Origin of the sequence: Zunongwangia sp. SCSIO 43204, assembly GCF_019904275.1 — a bacterium.
In the GTDB taxonomy this organism is placed as follows: domain Bacteria; phylum Bacteroidota; class Bacteroidia; order Flavobacteriales; family Flavobacteriaceae; genus Zunongwangia; species Zunongwangia mangrovi.
The window spans coordinates 2,323,577-2,341,485 of record NZ_CP063204.1 but is presented as its reverse complement, the minus strand read 5'-3'; the positions used below and the strand labels follow the sequence as shown (position 1 = coordinate 2,341,485).

Sequence of the window (17,909 nt, the reverse complement as noted above, 5' to 3'; positions counted from 1 at the left end):
CATAGTACAGGATACCATTCAAAATCTTAATTCATAATTTAGTGTTTCCGAAAATTTAAATAACCAAAAATGAAATCAAAATTAGGGTGTAGCCTTGTTCTTTTCTTATCCGCAACATTAGGTTTTGCGCAATCGATTTCATTTTCAAAAACCCGTAAAGCAGACATAAACTTAACCGAGAATAAAACCTATTCTGAAGATATTGGCTATGGTTTCGATTTTAATTCAGGATCTCAGGTAAAGTTCGAAAACAAAGGTTTTGTTGCCGATACTTCAGTTTATTTTTCAGTAAAACTTCCGGAAGGAAATTATAAAATAGATGTGGTTTTGGGTGGCAAAAATGTTTCTGAAACTACCATAAAAGCTGAATCTCGAAGATTGATGCTGGTGCAGGAAAAAGTGGATGCGCATCAAACCAAAACATTCAGTTTTAATGTGCATTTACACCATCAAGAAATCGCTAATACTTCAGAAAAAGTCAATTTAAAACCACGAGAATTAAATGTTTTAGATTGGGATAAAAAATTAACGCTGGAATTTCTTGGAAATCCGGCGGTTCAGCAAATAACGATTACTCCGGCAGACGATTTAACGACTATATTTTTAGCGGGAGATTCTACGGTGACTAATCAGGATTTAGAGCCTTGGGCTTCCTGGGGACAATTTTTACCGCTGTATGTAAATCAAGATGCCGTAGTCGCTAATTATGCGGCTTCCGGAGCTTCTTTATCATCGTTTAAAACTCGAAAGCGATTTGAAAAGATCTTGTCTTTGCTGAAAAAAAATGATTATCTAATTATCGAATTTGGGCATAACGACGAGAAAATTAAAGGTGAAGGCAATGGCGCATACGGTTTGTACACTAAGCTTTTAACCGAATTTATCGAAGCTGCCCGGGAAAAGGGTGGCATTCCCATTTTGGCGACACCAACGCAACGAAGAGCCTTTAAAGATGGGAAACTACAGCCTACGCACGGTAATTTTCCCGATGCAATGCGAAAAGTTGCTGAAGAAATGAAAGTTCCACTAATCGATATTACCAAGGCGACCACCAAAATGTACGAAAGTTGGGGCGATGATATCTCCAGAAAAGCTTTTGTGCAGTATCCCGCAAATACTTTCCCGGGGCAAACCGAAAAATTAGAAGATAACACGCATTTCAGCAATTTTGGAGCTAACGAGATTTGCCTCGCATTTATGCAGGAAATTAAAGAAAAAAATGTTTCGCTTCAAGACTGTTTTAAAACTGATTTAGCAGAATACGATCCTAAAAAGCCTAATCAACTTTCTAGCTGGACGATTCCTAGAAGTCCACGTTTTGAAAGCATAAAACCTTATGGAAATTAAACAACAATGATCAAACTAAAACTTACTTTCTTTCTCTGCTGTTCTTTGTTTCTTCTGAAGATAAACGCTCAGGAAACGCAAAAAATAATGCTTTCAGGTCCCGATTTTGAGCATCAAAAAGAATGGGATTTTAAAGTAACCGATGGGCAAAATTCAGGCGAATGGACAAAAATCGGAGTGCCGTCGCAATGGGAAACTGAAGGTTTTGGAACTTACACCTACGGCCGTTGGTACAAAGAATTGAACCAGGAAGAACCTAGCAAAGAAGAAGGTTTTTATAAATATGAATTTGAAGTTCCACAGGAATATAAAAATCAGCAAGTAATCATCCATTTTGGTGGTGCGATGACTGATACGGAGGTAAAGATCAACGGAAAACTGGCCGGCGAAAAACATCAGGGTGGTTTTTATGAATTCAGCTACGATATTTCAGATTTAATCAATGAGGACGGAAAAAATCTACTGGAAGTTCACGTTTGGAAACATTCAGAAAATCATAATGTAAATAGAGCCGAACGTTATGCAGACTGGTGGTTGTTTGGTGGTATTTACCGCCCCGTTTGGCTAAATATTTTACCGAAAACTAACATCAAGCACGTCGCTATCGATGCAAAAGCAGACGGGAATTTAACTGCCGATTTAGAGTTTGAAAATCTTCCTAAAAATACCGAAGTTGAAATTTCGCTGATCGCAGATGGCGCTTCTTCTTCGAGTTTCAAAAAATTCACAAAAGAACTCGATAAAAAAACTGAAAAACAACGAATTTCAGTTCAGTTTGAAAATGTAAATCCGTGGAATCCGGAAGATCCTAATTTGTATTGGGTGCAATTCGATCTTAAGAAAAACGGAGAAGTTTTACATTCTATCAAAAAACGTATTGGATTCAGAACTTTAGAATTCAAAAAACGTGATGGAATTTACGTGAACGGCACGAAAATAAAAATGAAAGGGATTAACCGCCATACCTTTTGGCCAGAATCTGGGCGAAGTACCAGCAAGCGCATCAGCTTGATGGATGTAAACCTCATCAAAGATATGAATATGAATGCGGTACGTTTTCATTATCCGCCAGACACTCACTTCTTAGAAGTTTGTGATTCACTAGGACTTTTTGTGCTAGATGAATTAGCCGGATGGCAAAATGGATATGATACCGAAACCGGACAAAAACTAGTGAAGGAAATGGTTGAGCGCGATGTAAATCATCCTTCAGTAATTATTTGGGATCAGGGAAATGAAGGCGGCTGGAACTATGAATTGGATGACGATTTTGCTAAATACGATCCGCAAAACAGAATTGTAATTCATCCCTGGGCAGATTTCAACGGTTGGGATGCCCACCACTACCCTACTTTTCAAACTGGCGTGCACCGTTTTGGAAGTGGCGAAAATGTATTTTTCCCTACTGAAACGATGCACGGAACCTATGACAATGGTATCGGTTCTGGTTTACGGGATTTTTGGGAACATTACAGCGAAAGTCCACTTTTTGCTGGGAGTTTCCTCTGGGTTTTTAGTGACGAAGCTGTCTTAAGAACCGATTGGACAGGAGAGCAAAAATATGATTCGAAAGGGAATCTAGCACCCGACGGGGCTTTAGGACCACACCGCGAAAAAGAAGGTAGTTTCTATGCCGTAAAAGAAGTTTGGGCGCCAATGCAGTTTCAACCTTTGCAAATCACACAAACTTTTAATGGTGAGTTCTTAGTTGAAAACACCTATTTATTTACCAATTTGAATGAGTGCAATATCACTTATAAAGTACAGCAAGCGCCTAAGAATTTCTTGTATGTAGATGCTGAAGTACAAACCATTTATAAAGGAGTTTTTAAAGTTCCAGACATTCAACCGGGTGAAACGCGTAAGTTGAAAATGCCTGTAAAAGACAATCTCTTTGAAGGTGATTGGGTTGAAATTACCGCTACCGACAAACACGGAAGAGAAATTTATACCTGGACGTGGAAAATTCATCACGCTGATGCATTTGCTGCAAAATTCATTCAAAAAGACAATGGAGAAAAAGCCAGCGCTACAGACAATGGAAATTCGGTTGTTTTAAGTGGTGGAAACGTTAGCCTAACACTCGATAAAAAGACAGGTGAAATTACCAAAATCACCAACGCAAAAGGAGAAATGCCATTTGTAAACGGTCCTCGCCCCATTGGGATGCAAGCTGAAGTGGATAAAATTGAAATCAAAAACAACAAAGAAAATGCTGTAGCTACCGTGTTTTATAATGGTGGAATCGATCATATCAAATGGACCATCACCAACGATGGAAGAGTACATATGGAAGCGATTATGTTGAAAAACGCTGGACGAAACAGTGGTTTTGATGGTGCATTTTTCCAGGGAGAAATTAGCAAATTCGGACTTACATTTGACTTCCCTGAAGAAATCGTTGAAGGTTTCAAATGGTTTGGAAAAGGTCCGTACCGCGTTTGGAAAAACCGATTAGACGGTGTGGAATACAATGTTTGGGACAAAGATTACAACAACACCATTACCGGAGAAAGTTTTGAAAATCTCATCTATCCTGAATTTAAAGGATACCACGCGAATTTCATTGCTGGAAAACTAAAAGCAAAAGACAAAACTTTTAGAATTTTTAGTGAATCAGATCAATTATTCTTGCGCTTATTTACGCCAGATAGTCCTAAAAATATTGTATCCAGAGCCAAAGCACACCCAAGTTTCCCGGAAGGAAATATTTCGTTTATGTACGAAATTCCGGGAATGCACGCTTTTAAACCGCTTTCGCAACAAGGACCAAGCAGCCAACCAACCAACATCCGAATTAAAAATGGTGATGATGGTATTGCTATGAAATTATGGTTTGATTTCAGAGATTTTGAAGAATAGATTTTAGTAGTGAGTAGTTAAATATGAGATTTAAGAAATTAGATAATAGATTCTAGACTAAAGAAGTAATGAGCCGTCATCCTGAACTTGTTTCAGGATCTCATCCAGATGAATGATTCCATGTCAAGCCTGCCTACCGGAAAGGCAGGCACGGAACGACAAAAAAATAAAGACCTCATAGGTTTTGAAAACTTGTGAGGTCTAAAAAAAAAGAGTCTAGATTCTAAACTCTAATAGCAAAGCGGTCTAGAATCTAAATAACATAAACCAACTGCGCAAGGGATTGCAGCGGCATCCTTTTTTTGCTTGAACAAGTGGCAAAAAAAGATACAGCTAACAGCCTGCCGGCAGGCAGGCAGGCCCGACCCGATAGGGATGCGCCCAAAAAACATTAAATTAAAAATGAAAACAATCAAGTTATTTGCTGTGTTATTCCTTATTGCAAGCTTTGTGAGCTGCGAACAAAAACCAGAAGGCAAACCCACCGTTTACATCATCGGCGATTCTACTGTGAAAAATGGTAGCGGTAAAGGTGATGGCGGACTTTGGGGCTGGGGTGATTATATGGATCAATTTCTGGACACCACCCAAGTCGATATTGAAAACCACGCTTTAGGCGGTACTAGTAGCCGAACTTTCCAGAGCAAAGGGCTGTGGGAACCGGTGAAAGACAGTCTGAAAAAAGGAGATTATGTATTGTTGCAATTTGGACATAACGATAGCGGCGCGTTGAACGATGATTCTCGTGCGCGTGGCACTATTAAAGGAGTTGGAGAAGAAAGCGAAGAAATTGACAATATGCTTACCGGCGAACACGAAGTAGTACATTCTTACGGTTGGTATTTGCGTAAAGTGATCAAAGAAGCGAAAGAAAAAGGTGCAATTCCGGTAGTTATGTCGCCTATTCCTCGTAATGATTGGACAGATGGAAAATTGTATAGAAATGATAAATCGTACGGTGGTTGGGCAAAACAAGTTGCCGAAGAAGAAGGCGTTACCTTCATTAATTTAAATGAGAGAATGGTAAACGCTTTGAATCCAATAGGAGAAGAAAAAGTAACCGGAACATATTTTTACAAACGCGACCATACGCATACTTCGGCACGTGGAGCACTGCTTTCGGCTAGTTTAATCTCGGAAGGTTTGGCAGCATCTGACAATGATTTGAAAACATATTTATTGAAAGATCCGAAAACGCATTTACCTGAAAAAAAAGATATTTTCTTAATAGGCGATTCTACCGTTGCTAGCAATAATGATACGCTGGTAGGTTGGGGTGTTGTTTTCGAAAAATATTTTGATACTACCCGAGTTCGCATTCATAACAAAGCCAGAGGAGGTCGCAGCAGTCGTACCTATCGCGGTGAAGGTTTGTGGGACGAAGTGAAAGATTCCCTAAATGAAGGTGATTTTGTATTGATGCAATTTGGTCACAACGATGGCGGACACATTGATACGCCAAAATATCGTGGTTCTATTCGCGGAATGGGCGATGAAACCCAAGTGGTAGACTTTGGAAACGACAGTACCGAAGTGGTGCACACCTATGGTTGGTATATGAAAAAATACATTGAAGAAACCAAAGCCAAAGGCGCCACTCCAATCGTATTGAGTATGGTTCCTAGAAATATTTGGCACGGAGATAAAGTAGAGCGAAATGACGACGATTATGCTGGTTTGGCAAAACAAGCCGCAGAAGAAATGGATGCCATTTTTGTGAATCTGAATGATGAAGTAGCACTGAAATACGAAGCTATGGGAAAAGACCAAGTGAAAGACTATTTCCCAAAAGATCATACGCACACCAACAAAGAAGGTGCAGAAGTGAATGCCTTAACGGTTGCTGAAAACTTAGAGCAAATTAGAAATTGCTATATCCGCGATTATATTTATTTGCCGGAAGAAGCGAAAGAATAAGCCTATGCATTTCCGAAAATCAATACCAAGCTTAGTTATTCTTTTGTGTTGTCTGTTAAAATTGAATGCGCAAGGATTTGACCGACAAGTATTCAATTTTAATCCTGATTGGAAGTTTCAAACAGGCGATGCTCCAAAAGCAGCACAAATGAATTTTGATGATGCCAATTGGACCAGCGTGAGTTTGCCGCACGCCTACAATCAAGAAGAAGCTTTTAAGGTTTCTATTGAAGAGCTTACCACCGGAATTGTTTGGTATCGAAAGTCGTTTAAAATTCAGCAAGAATTTGAAGGTAAAAAAGTCTTCATTGAGTTTGAAGGCATTCGTCAAGGAGGAGAAATCTATCTGAATGGCGAAAAAATAGGACTGCACGAAAACGGAACGATGGCTTTTGGTTTTGATCTTTCGGAAAAAATCAAGTTCGGAAATCAAGAAAATGTGATTGCATTGCGCATTGATAATTCGTGGGATTATCGCCAGAAATCGACCAACGCTACCTATCGTTGGAACGATAAAAACTTCAATGCCAATTACGGCGGTATCCCGAAAAATGTAAAATTACACATCACGGCGAAAACTTATCAAACGCTTCCACTCTACTCCAATTTAGAAACAACCGGAGTTTATGTGTATGCGAAAGATTTCAATATTGCTGATCAAAAAGCGACTATTCACGCCGAATCTGAAGTTAAAAATGAATCAAATGAAGCCAAAACACTTCAATATGAAGTTATTTTAGAAAATGCTGACGGAAAAGAAATTGCAAAATTTGCTTCCGAAAATATCCAATTTCAACCTGGAGAACAGAAAATAATTCAAGCTGAAAAAGCAGTTGAAAACCTTCAATTTTGGAGTTGGGGTTACGGGTATTTGTACACGGTAAAAACCAGATTGCTTGAAAAAAACCAATTACTTGATGAAGTAAAAACCCGAACCGGATTTAGAAAAACAGCTTTTAAAAACGGGATGGTGTACCTCAACGATCGCGTATTGCAAATGAAAGGGTATGCACAACGCACCAGCAACGAATGGCCAGCGGTTGGACTTTCGGTTCCGCCTTGGATGAGCGATTTCAGCAATCATTTAATGTTAGAAAGCAATGCCAATTTGGTACGTTGGATGCACACCACGCCCTGGAAACAAGATGTAGAATCTTGTGATCGTCTCGGACTCATTCAGGCAATGCCAGCCGGAGATTCTGAAGGTGACAGCAAAGGAAATCATTGGAAACAACGTAATCAATTAATGCGCGATGCCATCATTTACAACCGAAATAATCCCAGTATTATTTTCTACGAATGCGGAAATGAAGCCATCAGCGAACCGCATATGCACGAAATGAAAAGCATTCGCAACACTTTTGATCCTTATGGCGGTAGAGCTATTGGATCGAGGGAAATGCTCGACAGTCAGGAAGCAGAATATGGTGGCGAAATGTTATACATTAATCACAGCGCCGACATCCCGATGTGGGCCACTGAATATTCGCGCGACGAAGGTTTACGCAAATATTGGGACGAGTTCACTCCGCCTTTTCACAAAGAAGGCGACGGCCCGCTATACAAAGAAAATCCTGCCACTTCTTATAACCACAATCAAGATGCGCACGCTATTGAAAATGTGGTGCGTTGGTTTGATTATTTCGAAGCTAGACCCGGTACCGGAAATCGAGTAAGTTCGGGAGGCGTTAATATCATTTTTTCAGACTCGAACACGCATCATCGCGGTGAAGAAAATTACCGTTCTAGTGGTGAAGTAGATCCTATGCGTATTCCGAAAGACAATTATTTTGTGCATCAGGTAATGTGGAATGGTTGGGTAGATATTGAAGAACATTCCTCACATATTTTAGGACATTGGAATTATAAAGAAGGTACCGTAAAGAATGAATATGTAGTAGCTACCGGAGCTAAAGTAGAATTATTTCTAAATGGAAAATCGCTTGGTTTTGGCAAACAGAGTCATCAGTTTTTATTCACTTTTGAAAATATCCAATTTGAACCCGGAATTTTAAAAGCGGTGAGTTATGATGCTGATGGAAATATTCTTTCAGAAAGCACTAAAAAAACAGCCGGCGAACCCAAAGAAATTCGGTTACAGCTACGAACTGCTCCAAATGGATTGCTTGCTGATGCTGCTGATATTGCCTTGGTGGATGTAGAAGTTGTAGATAAAAACGGAAATCGTTGCCCTGTAGATCATTCAGAAATCACTTTTGAGCTTTCAGGACAAGCTGATTGGTTGGGCGGACTAGCAGATGGCACCAACAACAATATTCTTTCTAAAAAGTTACCGGTAATTAACGGTATCAATCGCGTGATGTTTCGTTCTACCACTGAAGCCGGAAAAATCAAATTGAAAGCAAAAGCAAAAGCAAAAGGATTAAAATCGGCGCAAATCTCTTTGAATTCTGTTCCTTTTGAATCTACAAACGGATTGTCTACACAATTTCCGGGGGCAGATCTACCGCTGAATTTAGAACGTGGCCCCACACCGAAAACGCCTTCTTACAGTAAAAAAAGAGAAACTATTTATATCGCCAATGCTACTGCTGGGGCAAACCAAGAAGAAACTTATCATACCTATGATGATAACGAATTAACTGAGTGGACCAACAATGGCAAGATAAACACCGGATGGATTGAATATGAATTTGCCAAACCCGTAACTGCCAGCCAATGTGTTATAAAACTTACGGGATGGCGCACCAAAACTTATCCAATTCGCATTACTGCAAAAGACCAAGTTTTGTTTGAAGGTGAAACCTGGCAAAGTTTAGGATATATTACGATTCCGCTAGAAAAAGTAGAAACCGATGCTATCAAAATCGCATTGATCGGTGCCAATACCGAAGCTGATGCTTACAACGAAATCATAGAAGTAGACCCAACAAAAGAACTTGATTTGTACAAAGACAAAAAAGCCGCCGATGCCAAAGGCCAATTGCGTATTGTTGAAATCGAGTTTTACGAATAAAATCAATAGTTATAAACCAAAACCATGTTCCGAAAATCCCTACCAAGCCTTTTTATTCTATTCATATTTCCAATGTTGGTAATGAGTCAACAAATGGAAAAATTAGATCGTGGATTGGTGGCGATCAAAAAAAGTGAACAGGAAGTTTTTATCAGTTGGCGCTCTTTCCAAGAAGATGCGGCCGACTTAGGTTTCAACATCTACAGATCGTCAGACGGAAAAACTGTTAAATTGAATTCTACTCCCATTACCTCAAAAACATGGTTTATAGATGCTACTTTTCAAGCTAAACAAAACAATACTTGGTTTGTAAAAAGTGTATTGAATTCAAAAGAAAAAAAGGAAGCCGGAGAATTTACAATTTCGGCAAATAGTGAAGCAAAACCATATTTTTCAATTCCATTACAAACTCCCGAAGGTTATTCGCCCAACGATGCTTCTGTAGGCGATTTAGATGGTGACGGTACTTATGAGATTGTATTGCATCAAACCGGTCGCGGCCATGACAATTCACATACTGGATTGACCGATCCTCCAATTTTTCAAGCGTATAAAATGGATGGCACCTTGCTCTGGGAAATCAATTTAGGGAAAAACATTCGTGAAGGTGCGCATTATACACAGTTCTTGGTGTATGATTTTGATGGAGACGGCAAAGCCGAAATGGTTTGTAAAACTGCCGATGGCACTACAGACGGAAAAGGAAATGTGATTGGAGACGCTAGCAAAGACTGGCGTAGTTTGGATGAAAATGCTAAAACCTACGGAAAAATTTTAGACGGACCGGAATACCTTACTGTTTTTGAAGGAACTACCGGAAAAGCACTTGCAATGACTGATTATATTCCGGCTCGCGGAAATATTGGCGGCTGGGGCGGCAAAGGTGGCAATGGAGGAAATGACCGAACCGGAAATCGTGTAGATCGTTTTACTGCTGCGGTGGCGTATTTAGACGGAAAGCATCCTAGTTTTGTAATGTGTCGCGGCTATTACGGAAGATCGGTTTTGGCGGCTTTCGATTTTCAAAATGGAAAAATAAAACCACGTTGGGTATTTGATACCGAAAATGGCAGAAATCCATATTCCGGACAAGGAAATCATGGATTGTCTGTTGCAGATGTTGATGATGACGGAAAAGACGAAATCATCTTTGGCGCCATGACGGTTGACGATGACGGAACCGGACTGTACACTACTGGATTCAGACATGGCGATGCCTTGCATGTTTCAGACTTAGATCCTGAAAATCCGGGATTGGAAGTTTTTGGAGTTCATGAAATTGAAGACCACACCACAGGTCCCGGAGTAACCCTTAGAAAAGCGATTGATGGTAGTGTTTTGTTCACTGCAGCACCTAATAGAGATATTGGCCGTGGTGTCGCTGCTAATATCGACACAAATACTATTGGTGCCCAAATGTGGTGGCTTGGCGACCGAAATTTGTATGATATAAAAGGAAATAAAATTGGTAGAGCGCCACGTGAAACAAATTTTTTGATCTGGTGGGATGGCGATGCTACACGTGAATTGTTAGACGGCACGCACATTACCAAATACGGAAAAGGAGTGATTTTTGAAGCTATTGGAACACGCTCCAACAATTGGACCAAAGCAACACCTACTCTATCCGGAGATGTCCTGGGCGATTGGCGTGAGGAACTCATATTGCCTTCTAAGGACAATCAGGAACTAAGAGTTTATTCCACCACCATTCCTACCGACATTAAACTGCCTACTTTAATGCAAGACAGGCAATACCGCTTAAGCATTGCCTGGCAAAATGTGGGTTACAATCAACCGCCACATCCTAGTTTTTATTTGGGAACAGGCTGGGAAAAATTTTATTCAGAATAGATAAAGTAAACTACCTCGGGGCAAGCCCACGAGGCATTCACTAAAAACAATTTTTTAATTTCGAGGCAAGCCTCGGAGTATTATACCCTTTGGCGGTGCCAATAAAGATCAAACACCTCCAAAAGCGCTAAAACCACCGTCTACGGGAACAACGATACCCGTTACAAAAGCTGAGGCGTCGCTTGCTAACCAGATTGCAGCACCCTGCAATTCTTCAGGTTTTCCAAATCTGGCCATTGGTGTGTTATCTACAATTTTTTGCCCTCGAGCTGTTAAAGAACCATCTTGATTCAAAAGAAGATCACGGTTCTGCTCTCCAACAAAAAATCCAGGTGCAATCGCATTTACACGAACGCCTTCACCATACTTATGATTTAATTCTACAGAAAGCCATTTTGTAAAATTATCAATTGCTGCTTTTGAAGCAGAATATCCCATTACTCTGGTAATCGATTTTTGTGCCGCCATCGAAGAAATATTGATAATACTTCCTTTCTTTTGCTTCACCATTTCTTCTGAAAAAATTAAAGTTGGAAGAATTGTACCATTAAAATTCAGCTGATTAACACCATCTAAAGCTTCCATAGAAAGATCAAAAAATTCCTGATCTGGTGTGATTACCGCACCTTTTTTGTTTCCGCCGGCTCCATTCACTAAAATATCGATGCTTCCCCATTCGGCAAGAATTTTATCTTTAGCTTTGATCAAACTTTCTTTATCTAACACATCAGCAACTAAAGCTAAAGCTTCACCACCAGCGTCTTGTATCTCTTTTACTCTTGCATTAACCGTTTCTTCAGTTCTACCTAAAACAGCCACTTTAGCACCATTTTTTGATAGTCCGTGTGCAATCGCTCCGCCTAAAACACCGTTTCCACCGGTTACAATTGCTACTTTTCCATTTAATTCAAACATATTTTTATTTCAATGAATTTATAATTCCGAATTCTAAACCTCGTAATTCTGCTAAACCTCTTAATCGACCAATAGCTGAATACCCCGGATAATACGGTTTTCCCTGATCATCCATAATTTCATGACCGTGATCTGGTCGCATTGGTAAGACTCTTTGATCGGTTTGATGACAATCATAAAAAGTTTTTATCAATTCAAACATTTGAGCACTTCCTTCTAAATGATTGGCTTCATAAAAATGACATGGCGCTACCCTATTTACCGAACGCAAATGCACAAAGTGAATGCGATTATACCAGGTTTTGATAATTTCGGGCAGATTATTTTCTTCTGAAGCACCCAAACTTCCGCTACAAAATGTAAGTCCGTTATGGATTGAAGGCACCGCTTCAAAAATAAATTTGAGATCTTCAGCTGTGCTCACAATTCTTGGCAAACCAAAAACCGGCCATGGCGGATCGTCTGGATGAATGGCCAACACAACGCCTAATTCTTCGGCAACCGGAATTACTTCTTTCAGAAAGTAAATTAAATTCTCCTGTAATTGCTCCCGTGAAATTCCATCGTATTGTTGTAAACCTTTTTTCAGTTTTTCAATAGTAAAACCATCTTTATCACCTGGCAATGCCATCAATAAACTCTGCTTTAAAACAGCAATTTCTTCATCGCTAAGACTTTCATATTTTGCTTTAGCCTGAATTAAAATATCATCTGAATATGATTTTTCAGCACCTTCACGTTGCAACATATAAATATCGAAAATCACAACATCTACCATTTCATGCAGTAAAGTCGTACTTCCATCTTCCAACTCGTACCGAACGTTGGTTCTTAACCAATCGAGAATCGGCATAAAATTGTAGCAAATGCTTGTAACTCCGCAAGCCGCTAAATTTTTAAGACTTACTTTATAATTCTCGATCAACTGATCTCGTCCAGGTCTTCCTTGTTTTATAAATTCATGCACCGGAAGACTTTCCACTACATTCCAATGCAATTTAAAAGGATGTAATCGATTGCTTTCATCGAGCTGAGAAATACGTTCTTGAATAGCTTCTTTTGTCCATATATCACCAACAGGAATTTGGTGTAAAGCAGTCACCACACCGTTCGCTCCTGCTTGTTTTATTGTAGCTAGATTTACAGGATCATTAGGCCCGTACCAACGCCAGCTTTGTTCAAAAATCATGATGAATTAATTTTGTAAGCTTGTTTCCTTTATTAATGTGTAAGGTAACGAAATATCTTCGGTTTTTAAATAAATAAAATCTAGCGCAACTCCCTGATCTATCATAAAAATCTTCAAAGTATGTTTTCCGATATTCGATAATTTTAAAGGTAATTTTACCTGTGCTTTATTACTTAAAACATTCTCTTTCCAAACAGCACTTCTACCAAAGGTTTCAAAATTTAAAACCTCAACAGGCTCATCATCCCATTGTACTGCAATGCGAACTTTATGCTGATTCGTTATTGGATGTGTGGGCACGGCATTGATGATTAGCTCAGCCGAATCGGTAATTGTTTCTGTGTTGATTTCATAGGTCAGTTTTGGATGATCTTCTTTAAAATTCAGCGTACCTAAAGGCAATTGATCCAAGGGCTTTGCCTGCATTACTGCACCAGAATAACCTAAACCTTCAATTTTCTGCCAGAATCCATTTTCTGAATCTGATTTATTTTTGAAATGCTCGGCATAAACTACCGCAAGATGATTTTTCTCGACAACAGTAATTTCGCTAAGCTGATATTCATTAATTTTAAGCTGAATTTCATGGAAATCATCACCAATTTTTAGGATGAGACTATCTTCATTTCTAGTTGAGTTTCCGAATTTATCCCAATCAATTTTGAAATAAATTCGTTGCTGAAATTGCCTAAAATCGGCATTTAATTCTCCATTTTTAGTGGAAACCATTACATATTCTGGCACATCATCTAAACTCCATTTTACAGATTCGGTCTGACTTAAAAAAACATCTATAAAATAGGTTTCATTCGCTCCTTTATAGAAATTAGGCAATTGATTTTTGCTACCGCCTTCTATAAAAAACGAAGCGGTTTTCTCGATATGCTGAATACTATCCTTAAACTCAGGTTTGTGAAAAACAGGCAGATTTCTTGGTTTCATAGACATCATCCCGTTCCATTTTCCTTCTGAAATAACCTGATTGTATTGGTCTGTTAACTGCTGAACACTATCATAAGCGTTTACTGACTTTTGCTGATATTTTTTAGCTGAAAGTCGGCCTTGTTTGGCATATTTTTGAGCCAAATCTCTGTTCAATTGTTTTTCATTCATCAACGCAGCTCCTTTTACCGGATAATGCACCAACTGAAAATAACTATCTTTTAAATCGGCTGGTAATTTCTTTTCAATTGTTTCTGCTTTAGTTGCTAAACTTTGATATGCATTTAATCTATGCTGAATTTCATCTCCAAAATCAAAAGGCGAATAGTCGGTTAACTTTACCTCGGTTGTTGGTTCGGTTTGACTCCATCCCATAAACTCCGGTTTTCGTTCCCAGGCCAGCTGATAATATTCTTTTCTGATGGCTGAAATTTCAGTTCCCAGATCATTTCCGAAGATATCTTTATAGAATTGATTTCTATGATTTTCAAGCTTTTCAGGGGTATCGAATTTTTCCATATCATAAGCCATATCCATAAAAAACTGCATGTTGTATTCTGCCGGTTTGATATCGCCTACATTTAAAATCCATATTTTTTTGGCATTCAGTTGATAAGCCTTGTGCATTTCTTCCCAAATCAAAGCAGGATTAGTAGTGCTTAACCACAAATAATCGTGCGGGCGCCCCCAATAGGACGCATGATAATAAACTCCGGCACCACCGCTTCGAGCACGCTCCTGCTCATTTCCCAAACGTCTGATGTATCCATAATTATCATCCGTCCAAACCAGTGTAATATCTTCCGGTAACTGCATCCCGTGATCGTACAAATTCAAAACTTCTTTGTACACCGTAAAAGCTTGCGGAATTTTAGTGGCACTTTTTCCACGATGTTTTTCTAGCATAGATCGCTGATCGGCAATCACCGTTTCTAACAAATTCGCTGCTTCCTCCGTGCTCTTCACACCTTCCATTCCACTATCGTGAATACCGCGCATGCCAACTGTGAAAATCGCGTCAATATCTTTAGATTGCGCTAAGCGTTCATCCCAATAGTTCTGAACAGTTTCACGGTTGCTTTTATAATCAAATCTCCCTAATTCCTTTGTCCATTCGTCTACATTGTTCCGTAACATCGGTTCGGCATGCGAACTTCCCAAAACAATATGGTATTTTTCTGCCATTTCGGGATTTCCGGGATAATGAAAAAAGGCTTTGGTAGACGGATGCATCGCCGGCCAAATGGTGTTGGCTTTTAGGCGTAGAAGCAACTCGAAAATTTTAGCGTAAGTTTTAGGTCCGATATCTCCCGTTTCTGGTTCAAAAGTATTTTCTGCCCACGGCTGTAATCCCCAATCTTCATCATTCAAAAAAATACCACGAAACTCTACCGATGGCTCTTTAGAAAAGTACGATTCCGAAGGAAATTCTAATTGTTTTTTCTGTTTCACCGGAACATCAGCCCACCAATACCATGGCGAAACGCCGTTTAATTTAGAAAAATCGAAAACACCAAAAGCAGTTCCGCGAGCATCTGTTCCAGCAATGATAAAATGTGCTTTATCTTTTGACCAACCTTGATAATAACTTTCTTTTTGTTGCTGAAAAGAAGCCGGAATTTCTTCTGAAAGTTTTTCTTTAATTAATTCAGAATCCATATTCCCGATAAGAATTGCGTCTTCTGAAATAGTTTTATCAGACGTGAAGACTTCAGGTTTTTCACCTGTAATTTTGAAAATATCTTCCGCTAACAAATGAGCTGAAATAGAATCTAGCGAAGTTCCGTTTACATCATAATAAACAAAATCTACATCCTTTCGATCTAAATTTGCCTGCTGAAAAGCAAAACTCTGTATTGAAACTAAAATTAGTAAGCTAATTATCAAATTTATTTTAGACATAGATATAATTTATACTTCAAAGCTAATAATTGCCAGAAGTTGCTCATCCTGTTCTTCCCTGAAAAATGACAAAATTCTTAAAAAATTCACAGCAGGTTAAATATCTCACAATTAAAATCATACAATCAAACTGGGTATTAAATTAGAATAAAAAATTGAAGATGTAATAATGCGGTAATCTGATGATTTGTTGATTCGATAATATTAAAATTTAAAGTTTATTATTTTTGAATTTTCAATATTGAATCTCCAAATCATTGAAAACTAACAGCTGATAGCTAAAACCTCAAAACTTTTTTATAATCCTCGGGGCTATCGACATCAAATGTATTTTCAGCTTCGAGTTTTACGATATTTTTCTCACCTCGTAATAACTCTTTTGCGCCGCTATCACCGCTAAGCTTCGTTAATTCTGAAAAGATTTTCTGCGGAAATAGTGCAGGAACACCTGGCTTCCCTGAATAACTTGTGGCAACGATATCAGATTGATTTTGGATAAATTTCTCGATCATTTTATTCAAATATTCTGAAGAAATAAACGGTTGATCGCCCAACATCACTAGAATTCCGTCATAATCCTTATAATTCTGAATAGCTTCTATTCCAACTGCAATAGATTTCCCTAAACCATTGTTCCAATTGTCATTTTGGATAATTTCTATACCCTGAAAATCTACTTTTTGCTGAATTTCTTCCTTATTTGCTCCTAAAACACAAAAAACCTGATCGTTTTTGCTCACTTTGGCTGTTTTCAAGGCATTTTCTAACAGCGTAGAATCCTTAAAGGCTAAAATTTGCTTTATATCGTTCATTCTTCGCGAAGCTCCCGCGGCAAGTACCAAAACTGCAATTTTAAAATCTGTCTCCATTTTATCGAATCTTAGTGAATAGCCCCCATTTTTTCGCGTAAAGACGGAATCGATTTTCCCCGTTTTACGGCCAAAATTTCTGCTAAGATCGAAACAGCAATTTCTTCAGGAGTGATCGCGCCGATATCAATTCCGGCCGGGCCATAAAGCTTATCGAAAAAATCAAATTCGATATCATTTTGCATTTCGATCAATTCATTATACATTTTTTCACGACGCTTGGTTGAACCTAAAATACCAATGTAAAAAGGATCTTTATCTTTTATCGATAGCAAAAAGTGAAGATCACGTGCATAATTATGCGTCATTAGAACAACCGCGGTTTGGCTATCGATTTCCAAATCTTTCGCCTGCTCTGGATCGATCGCTAAAACTTCTTTACTTCCAGGGAAATTTTCTTTGGTTTTAGGGTCTCTAGATGAAGAAACAATGCTTACCTCCCAACCTAATTGTGACGCCGAAAGTCCTAATTTTACGGCATCATGTTCAGCACCAATTAAAATTAACTTTGAAATCGCCGGTAGTTGCTGACTAAATTTTTCTAAACCAGAGTGATCTGCTAATTCTCTTGAAGTCATCGAAAATTGCTGATCTCCAAAATCTATTACAGACTCTAAAGCTTCAAATTCACCGACTTCCTTTCTATAAAACGAATCAATTTTAAAGGATTTTCTATGCTCAATTTGCTGAAAAAATAACTGCTCAAATTCCGAAGAAATCGCCACAGGCTCTAGTAAAATATATAAAATTCCCTCGCATCCTAAACGATACCGGCCATCGTAAGTCATCATTTTTGCGACTCCGGTTTGTAATATGGTTTGTGCTTCAAACAACACGTCTTTTTCTACACAACCACCACTCACAGCTCCGGTCATTTCTCCGTCTTCAGTAATCAACATTCTAACGCCCGGCTTTCGGTAAGACGAACCATCTAATGCAACCACACTTGCCAAAACACTTCGTTTCCCTTGTTGCTGATTTTGTAAAACCTGACTTATTATTTCTTTAAACTCGTGTGTCATTTTTATTCATTTCCTCTACAAGCTAAATTTTCTCCGTTTAAATCTACAATATCAGGATGTAAACAGATTGTTTTTCATAGTTTAAAATTCACTTGTAAAACTGCACATTTTAA

General features: G+C 38.7%; 10 protein-coding genes. 5 read left to right on the top strand and 5 right to left on the bottom strand.

Going from position 1 to position 17,909, the window contains the following annotated elements; translation table 11 throughout:
• The first annotated feature begins 69 nt into the window (after positions 1 to 69).
• The 5 genes from INR75_RS10310 (at position 70) to INR75_RS10290 (ending at position 10,957) form a co-directional block, all read left to right on the top strand.
• Positions 70 to 1,347, top strand: a complete 1,278-nt coding sequence (locus tag INR75_RS10310) for a rhamnogalacturonan acetylesterase (RefSeq protein WP_223088726.1) — start codon at positions 70 to 72, stop codon at positions 1,345 to 1,347.
• Between the two features lie 6 nt (positions 1,348 to 1,353).
• A complete protein-coding gene (locus INR75_RS10305; RefSeq protein WP_223088725.1) occupies positions 1,354 to 4,209 on the top strand; it encodes a glycoside hydrolase family 2 TIM barrel-domain containing protein in 2,856 nt (951 codons plus the stop codon).
• A 402-nt stretch (positions 4,210 to 4,611) separates the two neighbouring features.
• Positions 4,612 to 6,126, top strand: a complete 1,515-nt coding sequence (locus tag INR75_RS10300) for a rhamnogalacturonan acetylesterase (protein WP_223088724.1) — start codon at positions 4,612 to 4,614, stop codon at positions 6,124 to 6,126.
• Between the two features lie 61 nt (positions 6,127 to 6,187).
• A complete protein-coding gene (locus tag INR75_RS10295) occupies positions 6,188 to 9,103 on the top strand; it encodes a sugar-binding domain-containing protein (RefSeq protein WP_255584513.1) in 2,916 nt (971 codons plus the stop codon).
• A gap of 93 nt (positions 9,104 to 9,196) precedes the next feature.
• Positions 9,197 to 10,957, top strand: coding sequence for a rhamnogalacturonan lyase (locus tag INR75_RS10290; protein WP_223088722.1), 1,761 nt, complete (start codon positions 9,197 to 9,199; stop codon positions 10,955 to 10,957).
• A gap of 108 nt (positions 10,958 to 11,065) precedes the next feature.
• Here the strand turns inward: INR75_RS10290 and INR75_RS10285 are convergent, their stop codons facing one another.
• From INR75_RS10285 to INR75_RS10265, 5 genes are all read right to left on the bottom strand, one after another.
• The gene (locus tag INR75_RS10285; RefSeq protein WP_223088721.1) at positions 11,066 to 11,872 is read right to left on the bottom strand and encodes an SDR family oxidoreductase; all 807 of its coding nucleotides are present in this window, start codon (positions 11,870 to 11,872) and stop codon (positions 11,066 to 11,068) included.
• A 4-nt stretch (positions 11,873 to 11,876) separates the two neighbouring features.
• Positions 11,877 to 13,061, bottom strand: a complete 1,185-nt coding sequence (gene uxuA, locus INR75_RS10280) for a mannonate dehydratase (RefSeq protein WP_223088720.1) — start codon at positions 13,059 to 13,061, stop codon at positions 11,877 to 11,879.
• Between the two features lie 6 nt (positions 13,062 to 13,067).
• A complete protein-coding gene (locus tag INR75_RS10275; protein WP_223088719.1) occupies positions 13,068 to 15,905 on the bottom strand; it encodes a glycosyl hydrolase 115 family protein in 2,838 nt (945 codons plus the stop codon).
• A 278-nt stretch (positions 15,906 to 16,183) separates the two neighbouring features.
• Positions 16,184 to 16,774, bottom strand: coding sequence for an NTP transferase domain-containing protein (locus INR75_RS10270; RefSeq protein ID WP_223088718.1), 591 nt, complete (start codon positions 16,772 to 16,774; stop codon positions 16,184 to 16,186).
• A gap of 11 nt (positions 16,775 to 16,785) precedes the next feature.
• Positions 16,786 to 17,796: an XdhC family protein gene (locus INR75_RS10265; protein ID WP_223088717.1), complete on the bottom strand. Its 1,011-nt coding sequence runs from the start codon at positions 17,794 to 17,796 to the stop codon at positions 16,786 to 16,788.
• Positions 17,797 to 17,909: the final 113 nt, after the last annotated feature.

Excerpts from the sequence above, each read along its gene's own strand:
- INR75_RS10300 (WP_223088724.1), top strand. The coding sequence starts at position 4,612 with ATGAAAACAATCAAGTTATTTGCTGTGTTATTCCTTATTGCAAGCTTT.
- INR75_RS10275 (WP_223088719.1), bottom strand. The coding sequence starts at position 15,905 with ATGTCTAAAATAAATTTGATAATTAGCTTACTAATTTTAGTTTCAATA.
- uxuA (WP_223088720.1), bottom strand. The coding sequence starts at position 13,061 with ATGATTTTTGAACAAAGCTGGCGTTGGTACGGGCCTAATGATCCTGTA.
- INR75_RS10270 (WP_223088718.1), bottom strand. The coding sequence starts at position 16,774 with ATGGAGACAGATTTTAAAATTGCAGTTTTGGTACTTGCCGCGGGAGCT.
- INR75_RS10305 (WP_223088725.1), top strand. The coding sequence starts at position 1,354 with ATGATCAAACTAAAACTTACTTTCTTTCTCTGCTGTTCTTTGTTTCTT.
- INR75_RS10265 (WP_223088717.1), bottom strand. The coding sequence starts at position 17,796 with ATGACACACGAGTTTAAAGAAATAATAAGTCAGGTTTTACAAAATCAG.
- INR75_RS10290 (WP_223088722.1), top strand. The coding sequence starts at position 9,197 with ATGGAAAAATTAGATCGTGGATTGGTGGCGATCAAAAAAAGTGAACAG.
- INR75_RS10285 (WP_223088721.1), bottom strand. The coding sequence starts at position 11,872 with ATGTTTGAATTAAATGGAAAAGTAGCAATTGTAACCGGTGGAAACGGT.
- INR75_RS10310 (WP_223088726.1), top strand. The coding sequence starts at position 70 with ATGAAATCAAAATTAGGGTGTAGCCTTGTTCTTTTCTTATCCGCAACA.